The sequence below is a fragment of the Parabacteroides sp. AM08-6 genome, assembly GCF_003473295.1.
Lineage (GTDB): Bacteria > Bacteroidota > Bacteroidia > Bacteroidales > Tannerellaceae > Parabacteroides.
The window spans coordinates 108,970-127,458 of sequence record NZ_QRMP01000009.1 but is presented as its reverse complement, the minus strand read 5'-3'; the positions used below and the strand labels follow the sequence as shown (position 1 = coordinate 127,458).

General features: G+C 40.1%; 23 protein-coding genes and 1 tRNA gene. 9 read left to right on the top strand and 15 right to left on the bottom strand.

Annotation, left to right across the window (positions count from 1 at the left end):
- The 6 genes from DW103_RS08755 to DW103_RS08730 all read left to right on the top strand — a co-directional run.
- On the top strand, positions 1–300 hold a 300-nt coding region (locus DW103_RS08755; RefSeq protein ID WP_233545644.1), incomplete at its 5' end, for a tail fiber domain-containing protein.
- On the top strand, positions 300–722 hold the full coding sequence (locus DW103_RS08750) for a hypothetical protein (protein ID WP_122275211.1): 423 nt from the start codon (positions 300–302) through the stop codon (positions 720–722). The genes DW103_RS08755 and DW103_RS08750, both read left to right, overlap by 1 nt.
- A 119-nt stretch (positions 723–841) precedes the next feature.
- On the top strand, positions 842–1,306 hold the full coding sequence (locus DW103_RS08745) for a hypothetical protein (protein ID WP_122275210.1): 465 nt from the start codon (positions 842–844) through the stop codon (positions 1,304–1,306).
- 56 nt (positions 1,307–1,362) lie between these two features.
- Positions 1,363–1,812, top strand: a complete 450-nt coding sequence (locus DW103_RS08740) for a hypothetical protein (protein ID WP_147381196.1) — start codon at positions 1,363–1,365, stop codon at positions 1,810–1,812.
- Positions 1,812–2,315, top strand: a complete 504-nt coding sequence (locus DW103_RS08735) for a glycoside hydrolase family 73 protein (RefSeq protein WP_122275208.1) — start codon at positions 1,812–1,814, stop codon at positions 2,313–2,315. Before DW103_RS08740 ends, DW103_RS08735 begins: the two co-directional genes overlap by 1 nt.
- Positions 2,312–2,758, top strand: a complete 447-nt coding sequence (locus tag DW103_RS08730; protein WP_122275207.1) for a DUF6808 domain-containing protein — start codon at positions 2,312–2,314, stop codon at positions 2,756–2,758. Before DW103_RS08735 ends, DW103_RS08730 begins: the two co-directional genes overlap by 4 nt.
- 451 nt (positions 2,759–3,209) lie before the next feature.
- Here DW103_RS08730 and DW103_RS08725 read toward each other — a convergent pair whose 3' ends face one another.
- The 13 genes from DW103_RS08725 to DW103_RS08660 all read right to left on the bottom strand — a co-directional run bounded on the left by DW103_RS08725 (position 3,210) and on the right by DW103_RS08660 (position 12,017).
- Positions 3,210–3,590: a hypothetical protein gene (locus tag DW103_RS08725; protein WP_122275206.1), complete on the bottom strand. Its 381-nt coding sequence runs from the start codon at positions 3,588–3,590 to the stop codon at positions 3,210–3,212.
- A 6-nt stretch (positions 3,591–3,596) separates the two neighbouring features.
- Positions 3,597–4,625 carry an FAD:protein FMN transferase gene (locus DW103_RS08720; protein ID WP_122275205.1) on the bottom strand — a complete coding sequence of 343 codons (1,029 nt, stop codon included), beginning with the start codon at positions 4,623–4,625 and terminating at the stop codon, positions 3,597–3,599.
- 159 nt (positions 4,626–4,784) lie between these two features.
- On the bottom strand, positions 4,785–5,351 hold the full coding sequence (locus DW103_RS08715; protein WP_122275204.1) for a manganese efflux pump MntP family protein: 567 nt from the start codon (positions 5,349–5,351) through the stop codon (positions 4,785–4,787).
- A gap of 5 nt (positions 5,352–5,356) precedes the next feature.
- Complete coding sequence (locus tag DW103_RS08710; RefSeq protein WP_122275203.1) at positions 5,357–5,572, bottom strand: nitroreductase family protein; 216 nt, start codon at positions 5,570–5,572, stop codon at positions 5,357–5,359.
- Positions 5,569–6,519 (bottom strand): glycosyltransferase family 2 protein, encoded by a 951-nt coding sequence (locus DW103_RS08705; RefSeq protein WP_122275202.1) that lies wholly within the window; start codon positions 6,517–6,519, stop codon positions 5,569–5,571. The genes DW103_RS08710 and DW103_RS08705 overlap by 4 nt, the downstream gene beginning before the upstream one ends.
- A 19-nt stretch (positions 6,520–6,538) precedes the next feature.
- Complete coding sequence (locus DW103_RS08700; protein WP_122275217.1) at positions 6,539–7,069, bottom strand: DUF4199 domain-containing protein; 531 nt, start codon at positions 7,067–7,069, stop codon at positions 6,539–6,541.
- Between the two features lie 120 nt (positions 7,070–7,189).
- Positions 7,190–7,263: transfer RNA gene (locus DW103_RS08695), tRNA-Thr, on the bottom strand.
- Between the two features lie 231 nt (positions 7,264–7,494).
- Positions 7,495–8,391, bottom strand: a complete 897-nt coding sequence (locus DW103_RS08685; RefSeq protein WP_122275200.1) for a DMT family transporter — start codon at positions 8,389–8,391, stop codon at positions 7,495–7,497.
- A gap of 278 nt (positions 8,392–8,669) precedes the next feature.
- The gene (locus DW103_RS08680) at positions 8,670–9,218 is read right to left on the bottom strand and encodes a DJ-1 family glyoxalase III (RefSeq protein WP_122275199.1); all 549 of its coding nucleotides are present in this window, start codon (positions 9,216–9,218) and stop codon (positions 8,670–8,672) included.
- An 11-nt stretch (positions 9,219–9,229) separates the two neighbouring features.
- Entirely contained in the window at positions 9,230–10,099 is an 870-nt protein-coding gene (locus tag DW103_RS08675; RefSeq protein WP_122275198.1) for an energy transducer TonB, read from the bottom strand.
- 1 nt (position 10,100) lies between these two features.
- Positions 10,101–10,511, bottom strand: a complete 411-nt coding sequence (locus DW103_RS08670) for a biopolymer transporter ExbD (protein WP_122275197.1) — start codon at positions 10,509–10,511, stop codon at positions 10,101–10,103.
- Between the two features lie 7 nt (positions 10,512–10,518).
- Complete coding sequence (locus DW103_RS08665; protein WP_122275196.1) at positions 10,519–11,229, bottom strand: MotA/TolQ/ExbB proton channel family protein; 711 nt, start codon at positions 11,227–11,229, stop codon at positions 10,519–10,521.
- 74 nt (positions 11,230–11,303) lie between these two features.
- Complete coding sequence (locus DW103_RS08660; RefSeq protein WP_122275195.1) at positions 11,304–12,017, bottom strand: pyridoxine 5'-phosphate synthase; 714 nt, start codon at positions 12,015–12,017, stop codon at positions 11,304–11,306.
- An 85-nt stretch (positions 12,018–12,102) separates the two neighbouring features.
- On the opposite strand from DW103_RS08660, the gene DW103_RS08655 reads away from it, so the two are divergent.
- From DW103_RS08655 to DW103_RS08640, 3 genes are all read left to right on the top strand, one after another.
- Positions 12,103–12,762 (top strand): CBS domain-containing protein, encoded by a 660-nt coding sequence (locus DW103_RS08655; RefSeq protein ID WP_122275194.1) that lies wholly within the window; start codon positions 12,103–12,105, stop codon positions 12,760–12,762.
- 11 nt (positions 12,763–12,773) lie between these two features.
- Positions 12,774–13,649: an NAD kinase gene (locus DW103_RS08650; RefSeq protein WP_122275216.1), complete on the top strand. Its 876-nt coding sequence runs from the start codon at positions 12,774–12,776 to the stop codon at positions 13,647–13,649.
- Between the two features lie 376 nt (positions 13,650–14,025).
- Positions 14,026–16,356, top strand: a complete 2,331-nt coding sequence (locus tag DW103_RS08640) for an ATP-binding protein (RefSeq protein WP_122275215.1) — start codon at positions 14,026–14,028, stop codon at positions 16,354–16,356.
- Here the strand turns inward: DW103_RS08640 and DW103_RS08635 are convergent.
- Together DW103_RS08635 and DW103_RS08625 are read right to left on the bottom strand one after the other, a co-directional pair.
- Entirely contained in the window at positions 16,353–16,964 is a 612-nt protein-coding gene (locus DW103_RS08635) for an HU family DNA-binding protein (RefSeq protein ID WP_122275192.1), read from the bottom strand. The genes DW103_RS08640 and DW103_RS08635 overlap by 4 nt on opposite strands.
- 347 nt (positions 16,965–17,311) lie before the next feature.
- Positions 17,312–18,487: a DUF418 domain-containing protein gene (locus tag DW103_RS08625; RefSeq protein WP_122275190.1), complete on the bottom strand. Its 1,176-nt coding sequence runs from the start codon at positions 18,485–18,487 to the stop codon at positions 17,312–17,314.
- Positions 18,488–18,489: the final 2 nt, after the last annotated feature.

Sequence of the window (18,489 nt, the reverse complement as noted above, 5' to 3'; positions counted from 1 at the left end):
GGTTGGACAGTCTCTTCCGATATGCGCCTGAAAAACAAGACCAGTGAATTTGACTCCGTTCTGGATAAGATAAAAAATATAGATGTGTTCTACTACAGCCGAAAGGATATGGAAAATGAAAAGGTCTACGGTGGTGTATCAGCCCAGAACATATTAGATTATTATCCTGTATTTGTTACCAAAAATGACGCAGGAGAATATGGAGTTGATTATTCAGGTTTGGCCACATGCCTAGCCATAAAAGGCATACAAGAATTATTGGAAAGGATAGAAAATTTAGAACAAAAATTATCAGCATAATGAAAAAAGAAGAAATTATTAATTTGAATCGGACACTGTTGTATGTGTCTTTTGGGAACATGAGCAAACCGGGTAAAAGCGCCATGATGCGTAACTTGGTTCGGTTAGGTAAACATTCGAAAGAGATAGAGGATGCGTTAAAGATCGCTTTCGATAAGTTCAAACCAACAGGATTAGATGACCTTATTAAAAACAAAGAACGCTCGTCAGCTGAGCAGAAAGAGTTAAACGAGCTGACGAAAAAGTTCGATGATGACATAAAAGATTATTCGTCCGAGCTGTTAAACGAAGATGTAGAAATTAAAATAGATTATATCTCTGATGCTGATTTTGATGAATTGGTAGATGCTACTTCTAAAGGGGCAAGGGAGTTAACTGCGGGTAACTTTATGTATTTGCGCGAATACCTTGTAAAAGAATGATTTGGATAATCCTTATAGAAGCTGTTTTCTGGGTACTGCATTACGCCAGTACCCGGAATCTTAAATTTGATGTTGAGCTATGGAATGAAGAGCTTTAAAATTTAAAAATAAATAACAACATGAAAGTATATTATAATAGCAAAATAGCGAAAGTCGTAACCTTTCTGGCCGACTTCGCAACGGTTATGCTCTTTGGGGCAGTATTTACCGAAGAAAAAAAATTATCCGAACGAGACAAGTTTCACGAAGCAAGTCATGTGGAGCAGTATGAAACATTATTTGGCAGTGGCCTGGCTCTTGCGGTTGGGATAATGTTTACTTGCTTCGCCTTCGACTGTTACGGCTGGTGGATGCTGGCGCTTATCTTTATTCCGCTTCTTCTATACTATGCATGGTACTTGATAGAGTTTGTAGTCCGTTTCATTATAACCTTGGCCAAGCAGAAAGGTTGGAAAGAAGCCCACGACAAGGCGTATCATGCGATAGTTTTCGAAAGAGAGGCTTACGACTTAGAAAATGAATACCGGAAACCATGTCAGGAACGCCGATATGCGAGTAGCTTCAGTTTCCTAAAGTATTATTAAAAGTTCACTTCCCCGAAATATCTGAGCACTTAGTATAGATATATAAAACAATAGTTATGAATTGGTTAGATACACTTTATTTAATGTCGAAAGCATTATTAGCAACAATTATAACATGTGTTCTTAATGCCACAATGCCTATACGTAATTATCTGTATGTTATCGCGTTCCTTGCTACTTTTAACATAATAGTAGGTTGGATAGCCGATAACTGGGATTGGCAATTTAAGAAAGCGGTAAAAGCTGGTGTTTATTTCGGAGGATATATTGTTTTACTGATATCTGTATCCATTGTTGGCCTATTAATGTGTATTGAGGAATCAGATGTAACTAATATTATAAGTTGGATAACTTGGGTAATGATATGGTTTTATTCTACTAATATTTTAAAGAATTGGAAATCAGTACAACCAGACAACAAGGTTATATTATTTCTGTACTGGGTGTTAACGGTAAAATTTATAGATAAAATTAACTATTTAAAGGAATTTAAGGAGAAAGAATAATGACAGTAAAAGATTTTGTTGCATGGATTTATCCGGAGGCGTGCAAAGGAGATATCTCTCCGGTATTTGTCACAGCACAGGCGGCTTTGGAAACTGGTTGGGGAAAGTCGGCCATCGGGCAGTATAACTTGTTTGGTATCACAAAAGGTAGTTGGACGGGGCCGACAGAGCTTGTAACCACAACGGAGTATTTTAATCGACCGGACGTGATGTTTAAGGCTCCGGAATGTGTGTTGTCTGTAACACCTGCAGGAAATGGCCGATACAAGTACAGTGTAAAGCGTTTGTTTCGGAAGTACAATAATCTTGCAGAATGCCTGTCTGACCACATGGCTATTCTGAAAAAGCCGGGATATGCAGACGCATGGCCATTTCGTTACGACCCTGACAAGTTCGTTGAAAAGATACAAGACTGTGTCGGAAATAAATACGCTACATCTCCGGACTACGTAAGCACTATGAAAAAATTATTCCGAATGGTAGAAAAGGAGATAAGGAAATGAAAGCTTGGCACGTTCTTTTAGTTCTTATACTCTGTGCCTCCTGTTTTTTTGCAGGTAGGTACTCTAAGAGTACGGATATTAAACTTGTAGAAACAACAGATACATTGATAAAGCCTATTCCAGAACCTTCTTATATTGTTGATATCGGAGAGGTGGAAATACCTTATCCGGTTGTTATCTATAGGAATGGGGATACAGTCAGGGAACATGATACGATATACATACCTATTCCTATTACGCGGAAAGTTTATGAAACAGGAGATTATAGAGCTGTTATAAGTGGTTTCATGCCTAACCTCGATACAATGGCTATCTATCAAAAAAAAGAAATTATTTATCAAAAAAATAGGCGTTGGGGACTTGGTATAACAGTCGGCTACGGGATAGGTAGAAATGGTTTATCTCCCTACTTAGGGGTTGGGGCTTATTATAGAATTTGGTAGATTTCTTTTTGTTTTTATAGTATTAGTATTAAGGTTAGTAGGCCGCTTTGCCTGTGAAGGTGGGGCGGCTTTGTTTTTTTTATGTCATATAACATATCAAATAAATAGGTTAGCACATTATAATATCTACCTTTGTCAGGCTGTCATTGGTATGACAGCCATAGTTAAGGTTAAAATGTCTGGGGTAGTGATATTCTGGACATTTGCTTTTATAGAAATATGAATAACCTTTATTTGTCTTAGTGAAAGATTTTATGTTTTATAGCATGCTTATAATTAAAGGGTACTTGATGGGTATGGTTGGCTATTAGGAGAAATGTTTTATTATTGATTTATATAGTATGAGATTTTAGTGTTAAAATATTGATTTACAGATTGTTGTTTTTATATGGTTCCATTATAACGTAATGGGGCTTCCGGTACAACGTCTTTATAAAGAACTGGAGAGTTTCTAATTCAGGCTGCGCCGTTTCTCCTGTTCGTAAAATTCAATCAGATTCAGCGTGTGGGCCAGAGAAGGGAATATAGGGAGCACGACTGGATTTTCCGGATGCCATTCCGGGTCCTCTGTTATGAAATCCGATAGAGGACCGGCGTGCATAAGGATTGTCCGCACTGTAGTAACAGCTTTAGCTATATGGCATTCTCCTTCAGGAAGTAAAACAAAATAGCCTTCTTCTACTTCTGTGAGAGGGGTAGATGCTTTATTACAAATCATAAGTTTACCGGCCGAAACAAACAACAGGACATTTCCAAGATTATCTGTGTTGTATAAAATGTCCCCGGCATTTGCATTTTTACATTCAAATTGATTTAGGACGTTTTTAATCATAAGAACTTAAGAGTTATTCGGGGTAGCTCCGAGTTGTCGTTTAGGCAGATATTGAAGCATACCGTTGGAATATTCTATCTGATGTTGCCCGTTTTCATCAGCATAGATAATGTAATATTCAATTTCGGGAAGTGAAGCCGCCATTTGCCGCGCTTTTTCAAGCCCCATTGCCATAAAAGCAGTGGCATACGCATCGGCGGTCATACAATCATTGGCTACAATTGTTGCGCTTAATATGCTTTGTTCTGCCGGATAACCGGTACGCGGATCAATTGTATGTGCATATTTTTTACCGTCTTTTATATAAAAGTTCCGATAATTGCCGGATGTGGCAATTCCTCCTTTTTTACATAATTGCACGATTTCTTCATAATCATTTTTTATACCGGTCGTATCGTCTTCCGGAAGATTAATCCCGATACGCCAGCAGACTCCGTTTTGATTGACTCCTTTCATGACTACTTCACCTCCGATATCAATCATGTAATTTTCTACCCCTTCCCGTTCTAATACCCGGGCTATGATATCGCAGGAATAACCTTTGGCAATCGCCGAACAGTTTAGCAATAAACGAGGGTCGTCTTTTATCACGTTGTTACCATCCAAATGTACTTTCTTATAACCGACAAACGTTTTCAGGCTGTCTATCATGGTGGGAGTTACGCTGTCTCGTTTGCTGAAACCGAATCCCCAAAGATTAATCAATGGTGCGCAAGTAATATCAAAAACACCTTCCGAGTTTCGGGATACTTCCATTGACTTATTGAACACTTCCTTGAACCATTCGTCTACTTCAACAGGTTCATTATTGTTGACTTTGGCAATAATGGAGTTTGGGTTGAATGGATTCAATGACAAATTGAATTTTTGCAATTCCGCATCAATCTTTTCCGTCAGTATTTGAGGCGCTTCGTATTTAATGCGATAAATCGTATGGAAGACTGTACCGCTTTCTTCGTAATATTCCTTTTTTTTTGAGCAGGAAGCAAATAGCACAATCCACAATCCTGTAAGTAAACATATCGCTTTATACATCTTTTTTGTCCTTTAGGCCACAAAGATATAAAATTTATTCGCGTCTGCCATAATGTCTATATCAATAGGATGGAAGATATTTTGAGAATTTATTGGTTTTTGGAAATTTTATTTGAACGTTAAACGGAATAGGCTAATTTTTTCATTTGCCAAGTCCAATCACCCATTGAAATAAATATGTTCGATTAAGATTTTTGTTCCGATGGCTATTAATATCAACCCTCCTATGAGGTCGAGTTTCAAATCTATTTTACGGCCGAAGCGATTACCGAAATATACGCCGAAAGCGGATATGATAAAGGTTACAATACCTATTGTCAATGCTTCCAGTGCAATAGCCGATTCTAAACAGGCAAGGGATATGCCTACGGCTAATGCGTCGATGCTGGTCGCAATTCCCAGACCACATAATGTCTTATTGCATAAAGGGTTGGTTTTATTATCTTCTTCTTTGTCTTTTGTGCTTTCATAAATCATTTTACCACCCAGATAAAGCAATAGCAGGAATGCAATCCAATGGTCGAAAGCTGTAATGTATTTCTTAAAACTCATACCTGCCAGATATCCTCCCAGTGTCATGCCTGCTTGGAAAATCCCCATTACAGAACCTATTTTGATAATATGATAGGGTTTGCAATTCTGTATGAGGGCTCCTCCCGTAACCGAAACAGCAAGGCTATCCATTGATAATCCCACCGCCAGTAACATTATATCAATAAAAGACATCTCTTTTAAAATGTTTCTTCTTTTATAATCTCCTTCATTGCTTTACGCTTCTTGGGAGTTTGCTCAAATAATTCCGGACTTTCCGGATAACCAACGGTTAATATGACTACCGATGCCATTTGTGCTGTCTCAAGAATAGATGTCAACTTTTCATCTTCAATCGGAGTAGACGAATATTGACGGATAGAACAACGTTTACGGGCCAACTCTAATAGTTTCATATTTCAGTTTCTATTTTATATTTGTTTCGGTTAGGGGAATCTCTGGAAATTAATTCACCGATAAATCCGGCTAAAAACATCTGGGTTCCCAGTATCATAGCTGTCAGTGAAATATAGAAATAGGGCGAATTTGTTACCAGCGGACGCAAATCACCGTTAAAGATGGATATAAGTTTGGCACTTAATACAATCACTAATGCTACGAAACCGATAAAGAACATGACGCTTCCCCATAACCCGAAGAAATGCATAGGCTTTTTCCCGAATTTGGATGTGAACCAAAGTGTTATCAAATCCAGGTAACCATTTACAAAACGATTCAATCCGAATTTCGTAGTACCGTATTTGCGGGCCTGGTGTTTTACAACCTTTTCTCCGATTTTACTGAAACCGGCAATTTTTGCCAAATATGGTATATAACGGTGCATGTCATTATATACCTCTATATTTTTAATTACGATATTTTTGTATGCTTTCAAGCCACAGTTGAAGTCATGTAGATTTCGGATGCCAGAAAATTTACGTGCCGTCGCATTAAACAACTTGGTCGGTATGGTTTTGGATAACGGATCATAGCGTTTCTTTTTCCAGCCCGATACCAAATCGTATCCTTCTTCCTTAATCATCCGGTATAATTCGGGTATTTCATCGGGACTATCTTGCAAATCGGCATCCATTGTGATGACAACATCTCCTTGTGCCCGTTGGAAACCACAGTTTAAACCGGGTGATTTACCATAGTTACGACGGAATTTGACGCCTTTCACACATGATGATTTCTTTTTTAATTCTTCAATCACCTCCCAAGAGTTGTCCGTACTCCCGTCATTAATGAAAATTACTTCGTAACTGAAATTATGTTCTTTCATTACCCGCTCAATCCAGGCAAAAAGCTCAGGAAGAGATTCGGCTTCGTTGTACAGTGGTATAACTACTGATATGTCCATTATTTGTTTGTTTTTCTACTTATTCTTGCTCACTGACAGCTCCGGCGACATCTTTGCGACATACAATAGCTGCTACCGGAACGGATAACAAGATACCGTAAAATATATTGTTGAATATCTGTTGAATGACCATGTGGATAGGAGTGAAATTTATTTGGCTGATGGCATCAACTACCTCGGAGTTTGCCTGTGAGTCTTGTAAAATCGTAATCATTTGATGCGCCATGTTTGTCAGAAAATCGTCAGGAGCGATGAATTGGAGAAAAATAAATTGCTCCAACGATACGATGAGCGCAGCAAAGAAATAAAGCATTGTCCCGAAACGCCATGCATGGAAGAAGCTGATATGTCCGCCTATTTCATATTTATATCGTTTTGTCATGTAATAGGCGATGAATGGAACAGCGAAAGATAGGCACCAATAGATGAAAATGAGTGAAGGAGTGGAATATCCGAAAATAAAAAACAGATATTTGATAACCCAAAATATACCCATAATCAATCCGTAAGACATTGTACTCTTCAGAAGCAATCCTTTATTCTCTTCCATGATAATGCTGTTTTTAATGTTCTCATCAGCAAAATTAATCTTTTTGTGAGAATATACAAATGTGATTAATAAAAAAAGAGGAAGCTTACCAATAAGACTTCCTCTCTTTCCTTTATTTTGAGCCTCTTGTCGGATTCGAACCAACGACCCCGAGATTACAAATCACGTGCTCTGGCCAACTGAGCTAAAGAGGCAGGTGGGTAAGCTTACTACATCGCGCCGCTACAACCAAGTACCCTTGCTGCGGTCAAGCCCTGGGGGATTCCGAGGGAGCATGCCGTATAGGACTTACCCGGGTGCAAAAGTAGATATTATTTTTTACAATACAAGCGGATTTCTATGTTTGGAATGATATTTGCATCTAACCGGTTGGAAACCTTCGACTTTTGGTATGGTTAAAAAATGTATATTGTCGATTTATTTCTTTACATACGAATATCCCGCAGAGCTTTTTGTATGGACTTGGAGAGGATTATCATAGTGACGGCAACAATAATCAATGAAATACCGAATGCCAGATGGAGGGTGAAAGGTTCACCGAATATTAAAACACCGATACAGACGGCTGTTACTGGTTCCATTGCTCCGAGTACGGCGGTGAGTGTACCTCCGATGTTATGTACGGCAATTATCAGTGTTATATTGGAGACGACAGTCGGAACGATGGCCAACAATATCAGATTGATTGCGGACATCGTATCCGGAATAGCCTGGATACCTTGGTTGGTGCTTGCCTTGACGGCAAAAAGTATTGTACTGATTACGAATACGAAGAATGTGAGTTTTCGTCCTGACATCATTTGTATTCTTGATTTATTGACTGTCGTGATGTAAAGTGCATAACCAATGGCTGAAAGTAATACGATAAAAACGCCCAATGTGCTTAACTTCATTTCTCCTTCGTTAATGGACAAGCGGGCTACCCCGCAAATCGCAAGTCCGATGGCGGTGAGTGTCACCCACGAAGTTTTTTCACGGAAAAACAACAACATAATCAGTGTTACGAAAATAGGATAGGTAAAATGCAAAGTCGTAGCAATTCCCGCCGACATAAAGTTGTATCCCCAAAATAAGAACATGGCAGAAGCAGTATAAAAGAACCCCAGTAGTATCAATACCGGAATATCCTTTTTCTCTACCCGGAAGGATTCTTTTCTGGCAATCATGATTCCTGTCAATGCAAACGATGCAAACAGGAAACGGTAGAATAAAATGGAATCGAATTGCATTCCTTTAGTCATTAAAGGCAGGGTAAATAGGGGAATTAAACCGAAGGTTGCCGACGTTACTATACCGTAAGCAAAGCCTTTTACATTGCTCATATATCTTTTTCTTTTCGTAAAACAGGGAACAAAGATAAGTCGAATACGTTTTTGTTGTTTATTGATAAAGGATTTTTTGCATATAAAGGAAGCTGCTATAAATAGTCTGTTCCTACTCTCATTTTCAAAACATAGGTATTTCTAAATGTTAAGATCTTGCCTCTATTCCGGCTTATTGTTTTATGATGTGAACGAAAAACAGAATGTCTAAATATAGGACAATACTGCCAAATATTTAGACATTCGAATGATTTAGGTATCTCTATATAAGATAATTATTACTTTAAAAGCAATCCGGCTGCCACCTCTTCCGCTACAGCATCACTTTTGATGGTAGCGACAAGTGTCAAGGCAAAATCCATTACAAATCCGGGACCTTTGCCGGTAATGATATTGTCGGATATTTCTACTCCTTCACCGGTGGTATTAGCACCGATTAGTTGAGGCTCAAAACCAGGATAACAAGTGGCATTACGACCTTTCAATAAGCCAAGCCCGCCTAAGACCAACGGTGCGGCACAGATTGCAGCTACTATGCGGCCTTCCCGATATTGTTGAAGTAGGGCCTCTTTAACAGCTTCACTGCTATTCAGATTAGAAGCTCCCGGCATTCCTCCAGGAAGAATCAGGGCGTCAACACCTGTCAGGACTACCTTTTCCAATGTCGTATCGGCTGTTACCGGAATATTATGCGCTCCTGTAACAATCGGATTTGCAGTGATGGAAACAGTAACCACTTCGATACCTCCGCGGCGTAGAATGTCGACTGTTCCCAGAGCTTCCATTTCTTCGAAGCCGCTGGCCAAGAATACAATTGCTTTCTTCATACTACCTTGTTTTATTTCAGTTTATACACATAAGTAATTGTACCGCTTTGGTTGTTTGCTCCGCTGATACTGTTGAACTTGGCTCGTTTAGCAGCATCAATTGCGCTTTTACGCATAGAAGCATTGTCAATGTTAGTACCTTTACCTATTTCTGCAAATATAACATTTCCTTTCGGGTCTACCGTAATATTTATCACAATTTTCCCTTCTTCCTGAATTGTATAAGCAGGACGGGGAAGACCTCCGGCTCCGATGGTACGGCCATTCAGGTTGAACGAACCATATCCGCCTACACCTTCGTTGGCTCCCTGGTCGGAATTGCCGAACGGACTACCCTGATTACCGGTGCCGGTTTCTGCATCGCCTTGACTGCTTCCTTCGGCACTTCCTGAACCGAAAGCTCCGGCTACCCGGTTGCTGATAGCTTCTTCTTTTTTCCGCTTTTCTTCAGCCAAACGCTTTTCTTCGGCCAGACGTTTCTTTTCGGCTTCTTCTTTCCGGATACGTTCTTTTTCCTGTTCCTCTCTCTTTCTCTTTTCTTCGTCTTTCTTACGTTGCTCTTCTTTCTTCTTTTTCGCTTCTTCGATAGCAACGCTTTCTTCCATATCCTGAGTCACCAGTTCCTCTTTGGGAGTTTCTACTTTTGGCTCCGGTGTGGGTGGAGGAGTGGGAGTTGTTGTTTCCCGGGGAAGTTCCTGACCGGTATATTTAGGTTCAAACGTCCCTGCTGCCGAATTGATATTGCCGAAGTTTACCAATACTCCACCTTCTTCTTCAGGTATGACGGTGGAAAGTACGGAAAACCATAGAATCAGCAAAATAACGACGTGGAAGGCTACTGAACCGGTTATACCATATATGTCATCTTTATTCAGCTTCATATTATCTTTGTGGACGGGTGGCAAGCACCATCTTGAATTTATTTTCGTTCGCGATATTCAGAATACGTACGATTTCTTTATAAGGAACTGATTCGTCGGCATAAAGTGCTACGAACATTTCCGGCTCTTTTGCATAACTTTCCTGCAGGAATGGGGTGATTTCATCGAAAGAAACCTGTTTTTCCCGCTGGTTCCCGAACGCTACATAGTAATTCAGGCTTGCATCGATTGTGACACGCGTAAGCGGTTTAGCCGCCGTTTGCTTTTGTGCTTGGGGCAAAGTCACTTTGATTGCGTTCGGAATTACGACCGTTGAGGTAACCATAAAGAAAATCAACAGTAGGAATATGACATCTGTCATTGAAGCCATGCTGAAGCTTTCATTTACTTTTGTTCTTCGTTTTAAAGCCATAGCTTTATCAGTTTGCGGGTTCGTTCAATAAGTCCATAAATTCCATGGTACGGGCTTCCATCTTGTTTATAACATTATCCACCTGCGAAACCAGATAGTTATAGGCAAACAGGGTGATAATACCTACTACCAAACCACCGACGGTAGTGACAAGTGCTTCATAAATACCACCGGAAAGCAGCGTTACATCCACATTGGTTCCGGCATTTGCCATATCGAAAAAGGCGCGAACCATACCGGTTACCGTACCTAAGAACCCTAACATGGGAGCACCTGCCGCTGTTGTCGCGATTAATGGGAAGCCTTTTTCCAATTTGGCAATTTCGAGGTTGCCTACATTTTCGATGGCAACCAGTACATCATTCATCGGACGTCCTAAACGGGAAATACCTTTTTCTATCATACGGGCAGAAGGTGTGTCGGTACTACGGCATAAATTCAGGGCCGAATCTACTTTTCCTTCATGGATGTAATCTTTAATACGATTCATAAATGTTTCATCCTCTTTTCCTGCCCGGCGGATGACCATCAGGCGCTGGATGAAAATATAGCATGCCATCAAAGATAGCAATAATAACACAATCATGATCCATCCCCCCTTGAAAGCGAGATCTATCACATTGATTTTTGCTTCGGTGGGGACCGTTACGGCCGTCAAATCCGGCATCTGTTCTGCAGCTTGTGCCCCTACAGCTTGTAGGGATAGTAAAATACTCATGATTAGAATCTTATTAATGAATAATTAATAGTTGATAATAACTCTCTTTTATCCTTGTTTTTATTTGTTTATTCTTATTTCAGACATTCTTTATACAGCCGGATTGTTTCTTTTAATCCGTAATAAAGCGCGTCACAAATCAGCGCGTGCCCAATGGAAACTTCATCCAGCCAGGGAATTTGCTGATGGAAGAAGGCCAGATTTTCCAAACTTAGGTCGTGTCCGGCATTAACCCCTAACCCCAAATTCTTAGCTTGTTGGGCTGCGGCTATAAAAGGAGCTATCGCTTCATCCCGGTTCACGGGATACCGCGAGGCATAAGGCTCCGTGTATAATTCAATACGGTCCGTTCCCGTTTTTGCCGCCAGTTCGATATTTGCTAAATCCGTTCCGACAAAAAGGGAAGTCCGGATACCGTGGGTAGTGAATGTATCCACTAAATCATTCAATAGCTCAAAATTAGCTTTTACATCCCATCCGGCGTTGGACGTAACGGCATCCGGAGCATCCGGAACTAATGTTACCTGTGTCGGTTTTATTTTTAATACCAAATCGACAAACTTATCGGAAGGATAACCTTCTATGTTAAACTCTGTTTTAATTTCCGGTTTCAATGTATATACGTCACTGTAGCGGATATGTCGTTCGTCCGGTCTGGGATGAACGGTAATCCCTTGTGCACCGAATGTTTCGCAATCTTGTGCGACTTTGAGAATGTCGGGAACATTGCCACCACGTGCGTTACGAATGGTTGCAACCTTGTTAATGTTTACACTTAAATTTGTCATCGTATATCGTTATATCTTTTTTCTTTCATTACATTTGCATAAAAGTATCGGCAAATTTAGCAGTATTTAGGGAATATACAGAATAATGTTGGTAAAAGATTTCATAACGAAAGAACCTCCGGTGTTAAAAAGTTTTGATACAGGGGAATATGCATTGGCATTGATGGATGATTTTAAACTCAGGCATCTGCCGTTGTTGGGCGATAATATATATAAATGTCTGGTATCGGAAAAGGATCTTTTAGCGATGCCCGACTTGTCCTTGTCTATCGGTGAACCGTTATTGTTCGCTCCCAGTGTGTTGGAAAATACACATATCCATGAAGCTTTAGCCCTGATTTCCCGTTATCAGTTGAGCCTTCTTCCCGTTGTCACCCCCGAAGGGGAGTATAAAGGAGCTATTACCCGTGAGCAATTGATTGATATACTTTCCGAGCTTTGTAATTCCGAAACGGCTGGAAGTGTGTTTGTCTTGGAAGTGATGCCGCAGGATTATTCATTGACCGATATTGCCCGTCTTATTGAGTCAAATAATGCGCATGTACTGAATCTGCTTTCATATACGGATAAAGATACCGGGCGGTTACATCTTATTATTAAAATAGATTTGGAAGATGCTTCTCCTGTTATCCGTAGTTTCGAGCGTTTCAACTATACGGTCCTTTACTATTTTATGAAAAAAGGAATGGTGGATGATTTATTGCAACGGAGGGTGGAAGAGTTGGTACGTTATATGAATATTTAATGGCAGGGAATATGAAAGTAGGTGTGTTTGGGAGTGAATATCAGGCTGATAAGCAGAGTATTATCAAACGATTATTCGAGAAGCTGCGAGAACAGGAGGCTGAAATATATATTGACAGCAGTTTTTATTGTTTCCTTACAGACGCGTTGAGCTACGAACCTCCGGTTGCCGGAATTTTGGTTGGCGACGAGTTTGATTTGGATGTGGCTTTAAGTGTAGGAGGGGATGGCACTTTCTTGCGTACGGCAGCCCGCGTAAACAAGCAGGATATTCCTATTTTGGGAATTAATACCGGCCGTTTGGGGTTTCTGGCCGATATCGGGAGTAATGAGATAGAAGATACTTTGGAAGAACTTTTTAAAAACTATTATAAGATAGAGGAACGAACATTGTTGCGGCTTCGTACGGATGAGCGTACTTTTCGCGGATATAATTATGCTTTAAATGAAATTGCGATATTGAAACGGGATACCTCTTCTATGATTACCATCCATACTTCTTTAAATGATGAATATCTGACATCTTATCAGGCGGATGGTTTGGTCATTGCAACTCCAACGGGTTCGACCGCTTATTCCATGAGTGTGAACGGACCGATTATCATACCGCAAAGTAAAAATCTTGTCTTAAGTCCGGTTGCTCCGCATTCTTTGAATGTACGTCCCTTGATTATTCCGGATTCGTATACAATCACTTTAGGGGTAGAAAGCCGGAATGAATATTTCCTGATAGCCCTTGACGGACGCTCTGAAATATTCCCGACCGGTATCGAGCTGAAAATTTGCAAGGCTGATTATACGACCAAAGTCATCAAGCGTTATAATCATACCTTTTATCAGACTCTACGTGAGAAACTGATGTGGGGAGCCGATGCGCGTATGAAATAGGTTTAAAAAGTATGTTTTATAGCATGTATTTGTTAAACGTGGTTAAAGAAATGAGATTTCCAAACAAAATATTATGCTACATAACATAAAACCTCTATATTTGCATCGTGTTTTTCATGGTATTAGATTTAAGGTTAACAATGAAGATTGGCTGTCCGTGATGGATAGCCTTTTTTTGTCATATAATTTCTTCTTTTTCTTGGAAAAAAGTCTTTTTTGCAATTTTGTTGAAGTATTTCTCTCCTTTTGCGATTTTATATTTTACATATCTGTTTTATTGTTCTACTTTTGTGACGAATAAGCTATGTGAATCAATGATTCTGTATTGCTTGCTTGGTAAGTGAATTAATATGAAGTATATACCATAATGACAGACATGAAACAAAATAAAATGACTTCTCGCCAAGATGAAGACTTCTCTTTTGACAAAGAAATCTCCGAATTGATACATGAAAAAATCCTGTTTGCAGAAGAACGTATTTATGCTCGCTTGCCGATAGGATTTGAGATTTATGATACGACCGGTATTTTGCGGAGCATAAATGACTATGCTTTGAATATTTATGGTGTGGATGACCGGAAGAAAGTTGTGGGTACTGTCAATCTTTTCAAAAGTCCTTATGTGGATGAGGAACTGTTGAGGAAGATAAAGAAAGGGGAGGACGTGACTTTAGAATTTGAATATGATTTCGAACGTATAAGAAAAGAAGCATATTTCGAGAGTAGCAATAAAAACTCAATGATTTATGAAGTTAAGATTTTTGCTGTATGGAATAAAAAAGGTTCGATTATCGGGCATGTCTTGCTTACTAATGATGTGACTGCTATAAAGGAAGTGGAGTACCGTACGGAAGAAACTAAGAAGAATTTGGAAATGGCTATGGATGCGGCCAATATGACTTCGTGGGTGTATGATGTGAGAAAAAAGATATTCAGTTCTTTATATGGAAATGCGATTGCAAAGGATTTTATGCCTTTTGAAGACATGCTGAATATCTTGCATCCTCAGGACCGTGTCCCTCTGATGCAGCTTTTTTCGCAACTGATAAATAAAGAAATCAAGTATGGGCACATGACACTACGCTTTTATGATGAACAGACAGAGCAGTATCGTTATTATGAAAGCAGAATGCGGTTGTCCACCGAGCACAGGGGAAAAGTACAGATTATCGGAACACAGCTTGATGTGACGGAAAGAATCCAAATGGCAAAAAAAACGCAAGAACTGACGGCAAAACGTGAATTGACCATGAAAGTCAGTAAAATCGTTCATTGGGATTTCGATGTACGGACCCAGTTATTTGAATCTTATAATGATCCGCTCAACGATTATAATAGTAACAAACCGTTGACTATACCGGAATACCAGGCCAACATTCATCCGGAGGACCTTTCGGCTTTTAATGAAGCGATACATTCTATGCTAGGGGGTAAGGATACCACTATTAATTTTACTTGCCGTTTGCGCACTATGCGTAATCAGGAATGGCAATATTGCGATTTCATCAGTGTTCCTTTTGAAAGAGATGAAGATGGAAGTATCATCCGTTTTACCGGCTTCAGGCAGAGCATACCCCAACTTCAACAACTCAACAGAGAGCTGGAAGACCGGAACTATAAAATAGAACTTTCTTTCAAAACAGTCGGAATGTCGTATTGGGATTGTGATGTCAAGAACCGGCAACTCAAAGCGTTCAATGATCCGGTGAATGACTTTAATCCCAAGAAAATAATAGTTCCGGATGATTATCTGAATGTTGTTCATCCGGACGATGCCGATTATCTTCGTGAATGTTTTGACCGTATTCTTCTTGGGGTCGACAAAGAGTTTAATTATAAATATCGTTCTAAAACCAAATGGGATAATGAATGGCAAACATTGTTGGTTACCGGAATTCAGATTGAAACCGACCCGGAAGGACATGTCACACGATATACAGGCATAACCGTCAATAATACGAAATGGGAAAAAATGATTCGGGAATTAAAGGATTTGAAGGAGAAAGCAGAACTTTCCGACCGGCTCAAGTCGGCTTTCCTTGCCAATATGAGTCATGAGATACGGACTCCTTTAAATGCCATTGTCGGGTTTTCCGAACTGATGACGGAGTGCACTGATCCGGATGAGCAAGCCGTATACATTAATATTATCAAGTCCAATAATGAGTTGTTGCTGCGATTGATTAATGACATTCTCGACCTTTCCAAAATAGAAGCGGGCATTCTTGAACGTAAATGTGAGAAGTTCCATTTATCCGAAGTCTGTGATGAAATATATACTGTCGTCCAACCGAAAATAAAGAATTCGGAAGTCGACTTTTGCTTGGATAAATCCTCTTCGGATTGCTGGGTCACTTTGGATAAGAACCGACTCAGACAAGTGTGGATGAACTTTCTGACCAATGCTGTGAAAAATACGAAATCCGGTCATATAAAAATGGGATGTGCTCTCGAGAACAAGGGGATTCGAATTTATGTGGAGGACACGGGTATCGGTATTCCGGAGGATTTACACTGTAAGATATTTACCCGTTTTCAAAAGTTAGATGATTTCGTACAAGGGGCAGGATTGGGATTAGCTATCTCCAAAGCGATAGTTGAAACTGCCGGAGGAAAGATTGGCTTTTCTTCGACTCCCGGCATCGGCTCCACTTTCTGGGCTTGGGTGCCTTGCGAGATAAGTGGAGGGGACGACAGGGGTGTTTAATCCGGTTGTTTGCATTCCGTACCTTTTTCTGTGAGTCGGTACACACGGTGCGTTTTGTATCCTTCTTGTTGGATATAACCTTCTTCTTCGTACTTTTTGATGTCGTGTTGGGCGGTGTAGTAAGTACATTGGTTGAGAATGGCATAATCCGAAATGTTGATGGAATGGTGGTTTTGTAGATATTCCAGCATCTGTGTTTTCCGTTCTTCCCGGCTGCTTGTCGCTTCGTTTTCACGTTTCACTTTTTTCGGACGACATTCTTTTACCTTTTCTTTCAGCTCGGGAGCACAACGGAAGTTAACTCCATCCACGCTAACCGTGAATACCGTTTTCCCATTCTCTTTATCCTCTTTCTTTTGTGTTTTAAGAGCTGGCGAGAAATGTCCGAAACCATCCAACTCTACACTATATCCGTTGGATAATTGATGGCCTATGTAATTGGACAGCGCATCCAATACACCTTTTATATCGGATGAGGTAACCGAGCAACATTCGTTGATGTACTCGCAAACTTCCTGCATGTTCTTTGTCCCGTTGGAGATAAGGCGGGCGCAGGATGCCTGGTTTTTACCAGGTAAATCATAAACTGAAAATCCAACTCTTCTCATGTTGTTAGAATATTAATAGATGATATTCGGATTTCTATCCGGTACTTTTTATTTTTTTGCAGGTGATGTATTCGAAAATACATTACCTACTATTTTGTTTTCGACGGCGTCATTAATATTTTCGACGCTGTCGTGAATATTTTTGACGCCGTCGAAAATATTAATGACGGCATCGAAAACAAACTTTGTAACGACCAAATATACGAAATATAAGAAGGGAAAGCAAGGAAAGTAAGAATGAAAAACGTATCTCATGAAATGATTTTCTTCGTCGGATACTTATTTCCGTATAAATAGAAAGAGTCTCCGGTGGGATTCCCTGCCGGAGACTTGTTTTTTTACTTAGGTTATTTGTTGGTTCCTATCCAGGTCCATTTATGCCAAATATGTTCTAATGGGCCTTGTTTGTGTCCGGCCAGCCACCATTTGCAGAATTTTACTTGGAGCATAAAAGTGAAAAATCCGATTATCAGGCTGAGTGTATATCCACAATAGGGAGCCAGGTACAGACCGAATGGAAAGTAAATGATTGCTCCGATTATGGATTGGGTTATGTAGTTGGTAAGGCTCATTTTACCATAAAACCGCAGAGCGGTAACGGCTGTACTGAATTTTTCACGTTGGTAGAGCAATATGAATGATGCTATTAATACGAATGTGAAAGCTAATTTCTGCCACATGTCGAATGCTGTGCTGACAGTCTGTTGGATAATCGGGTCATTTTTCATAATCACATTTTGCAACGCATATAAAGGAGCAAAAGAGATGGCGGAGATGATTAGTATTTTTATCCAAAGACGGAGATTTTTTTCAGTCCCGATGAAGAGTTGTCTCCTGCCTATGTAAAAACCTAAAAGAAACAATCCGGCTGTTTGTAAGAAACGTCCGGCACCTACGGCCCATAATAAGCTGGCTTTCTGTCCTAAGGTAATATTCCCCAAGATGAAATCCCAAAAGTTGCCGGCTTTTGTATATTCGGCTACTTCTGTGTACATTTCACCGACTTTCAAGTCCGGTAACTGATGGCCCGGATTTATCAGACTTGCGATGTAATGATACCATTCGACAGGTTGCAACAGGAAGATAACGGCTGTTATAAGGATGGCTTTGTCGCTCCAATTTCGGGTAAGGAACAGTACTATTCCGACAACGGCAAACAGCAGCAATACATCTCCGGCAGGGAAGAAAGCTGCGTTTAATGTGGCAAAACCCAACAATAGCACCAAACGCCACAGGAAACGGTAACCGAAGTCTTTGCCTTGTTTTTTCTGGTTGTTGCTCTGGATATGAAATGTAAATCCAAACAAGAGTGCGAAGATGGCATAAGCCTTTCCGGCAAACAGGGCGAAAATGGCGGTAAATACTCCTTGGTCCAGTATATTCAGCCAAGTTGGAGAGTCGGTAGGATAGACCGGAAAAATAAAATGCTCCAGATTATGAACCAGGATAATAGCCATCACGGCAAAACCGCGCAAGGCATCCACTACCTCGATACGAGGATTTTTATTGAGAAGTTGTTCCATAC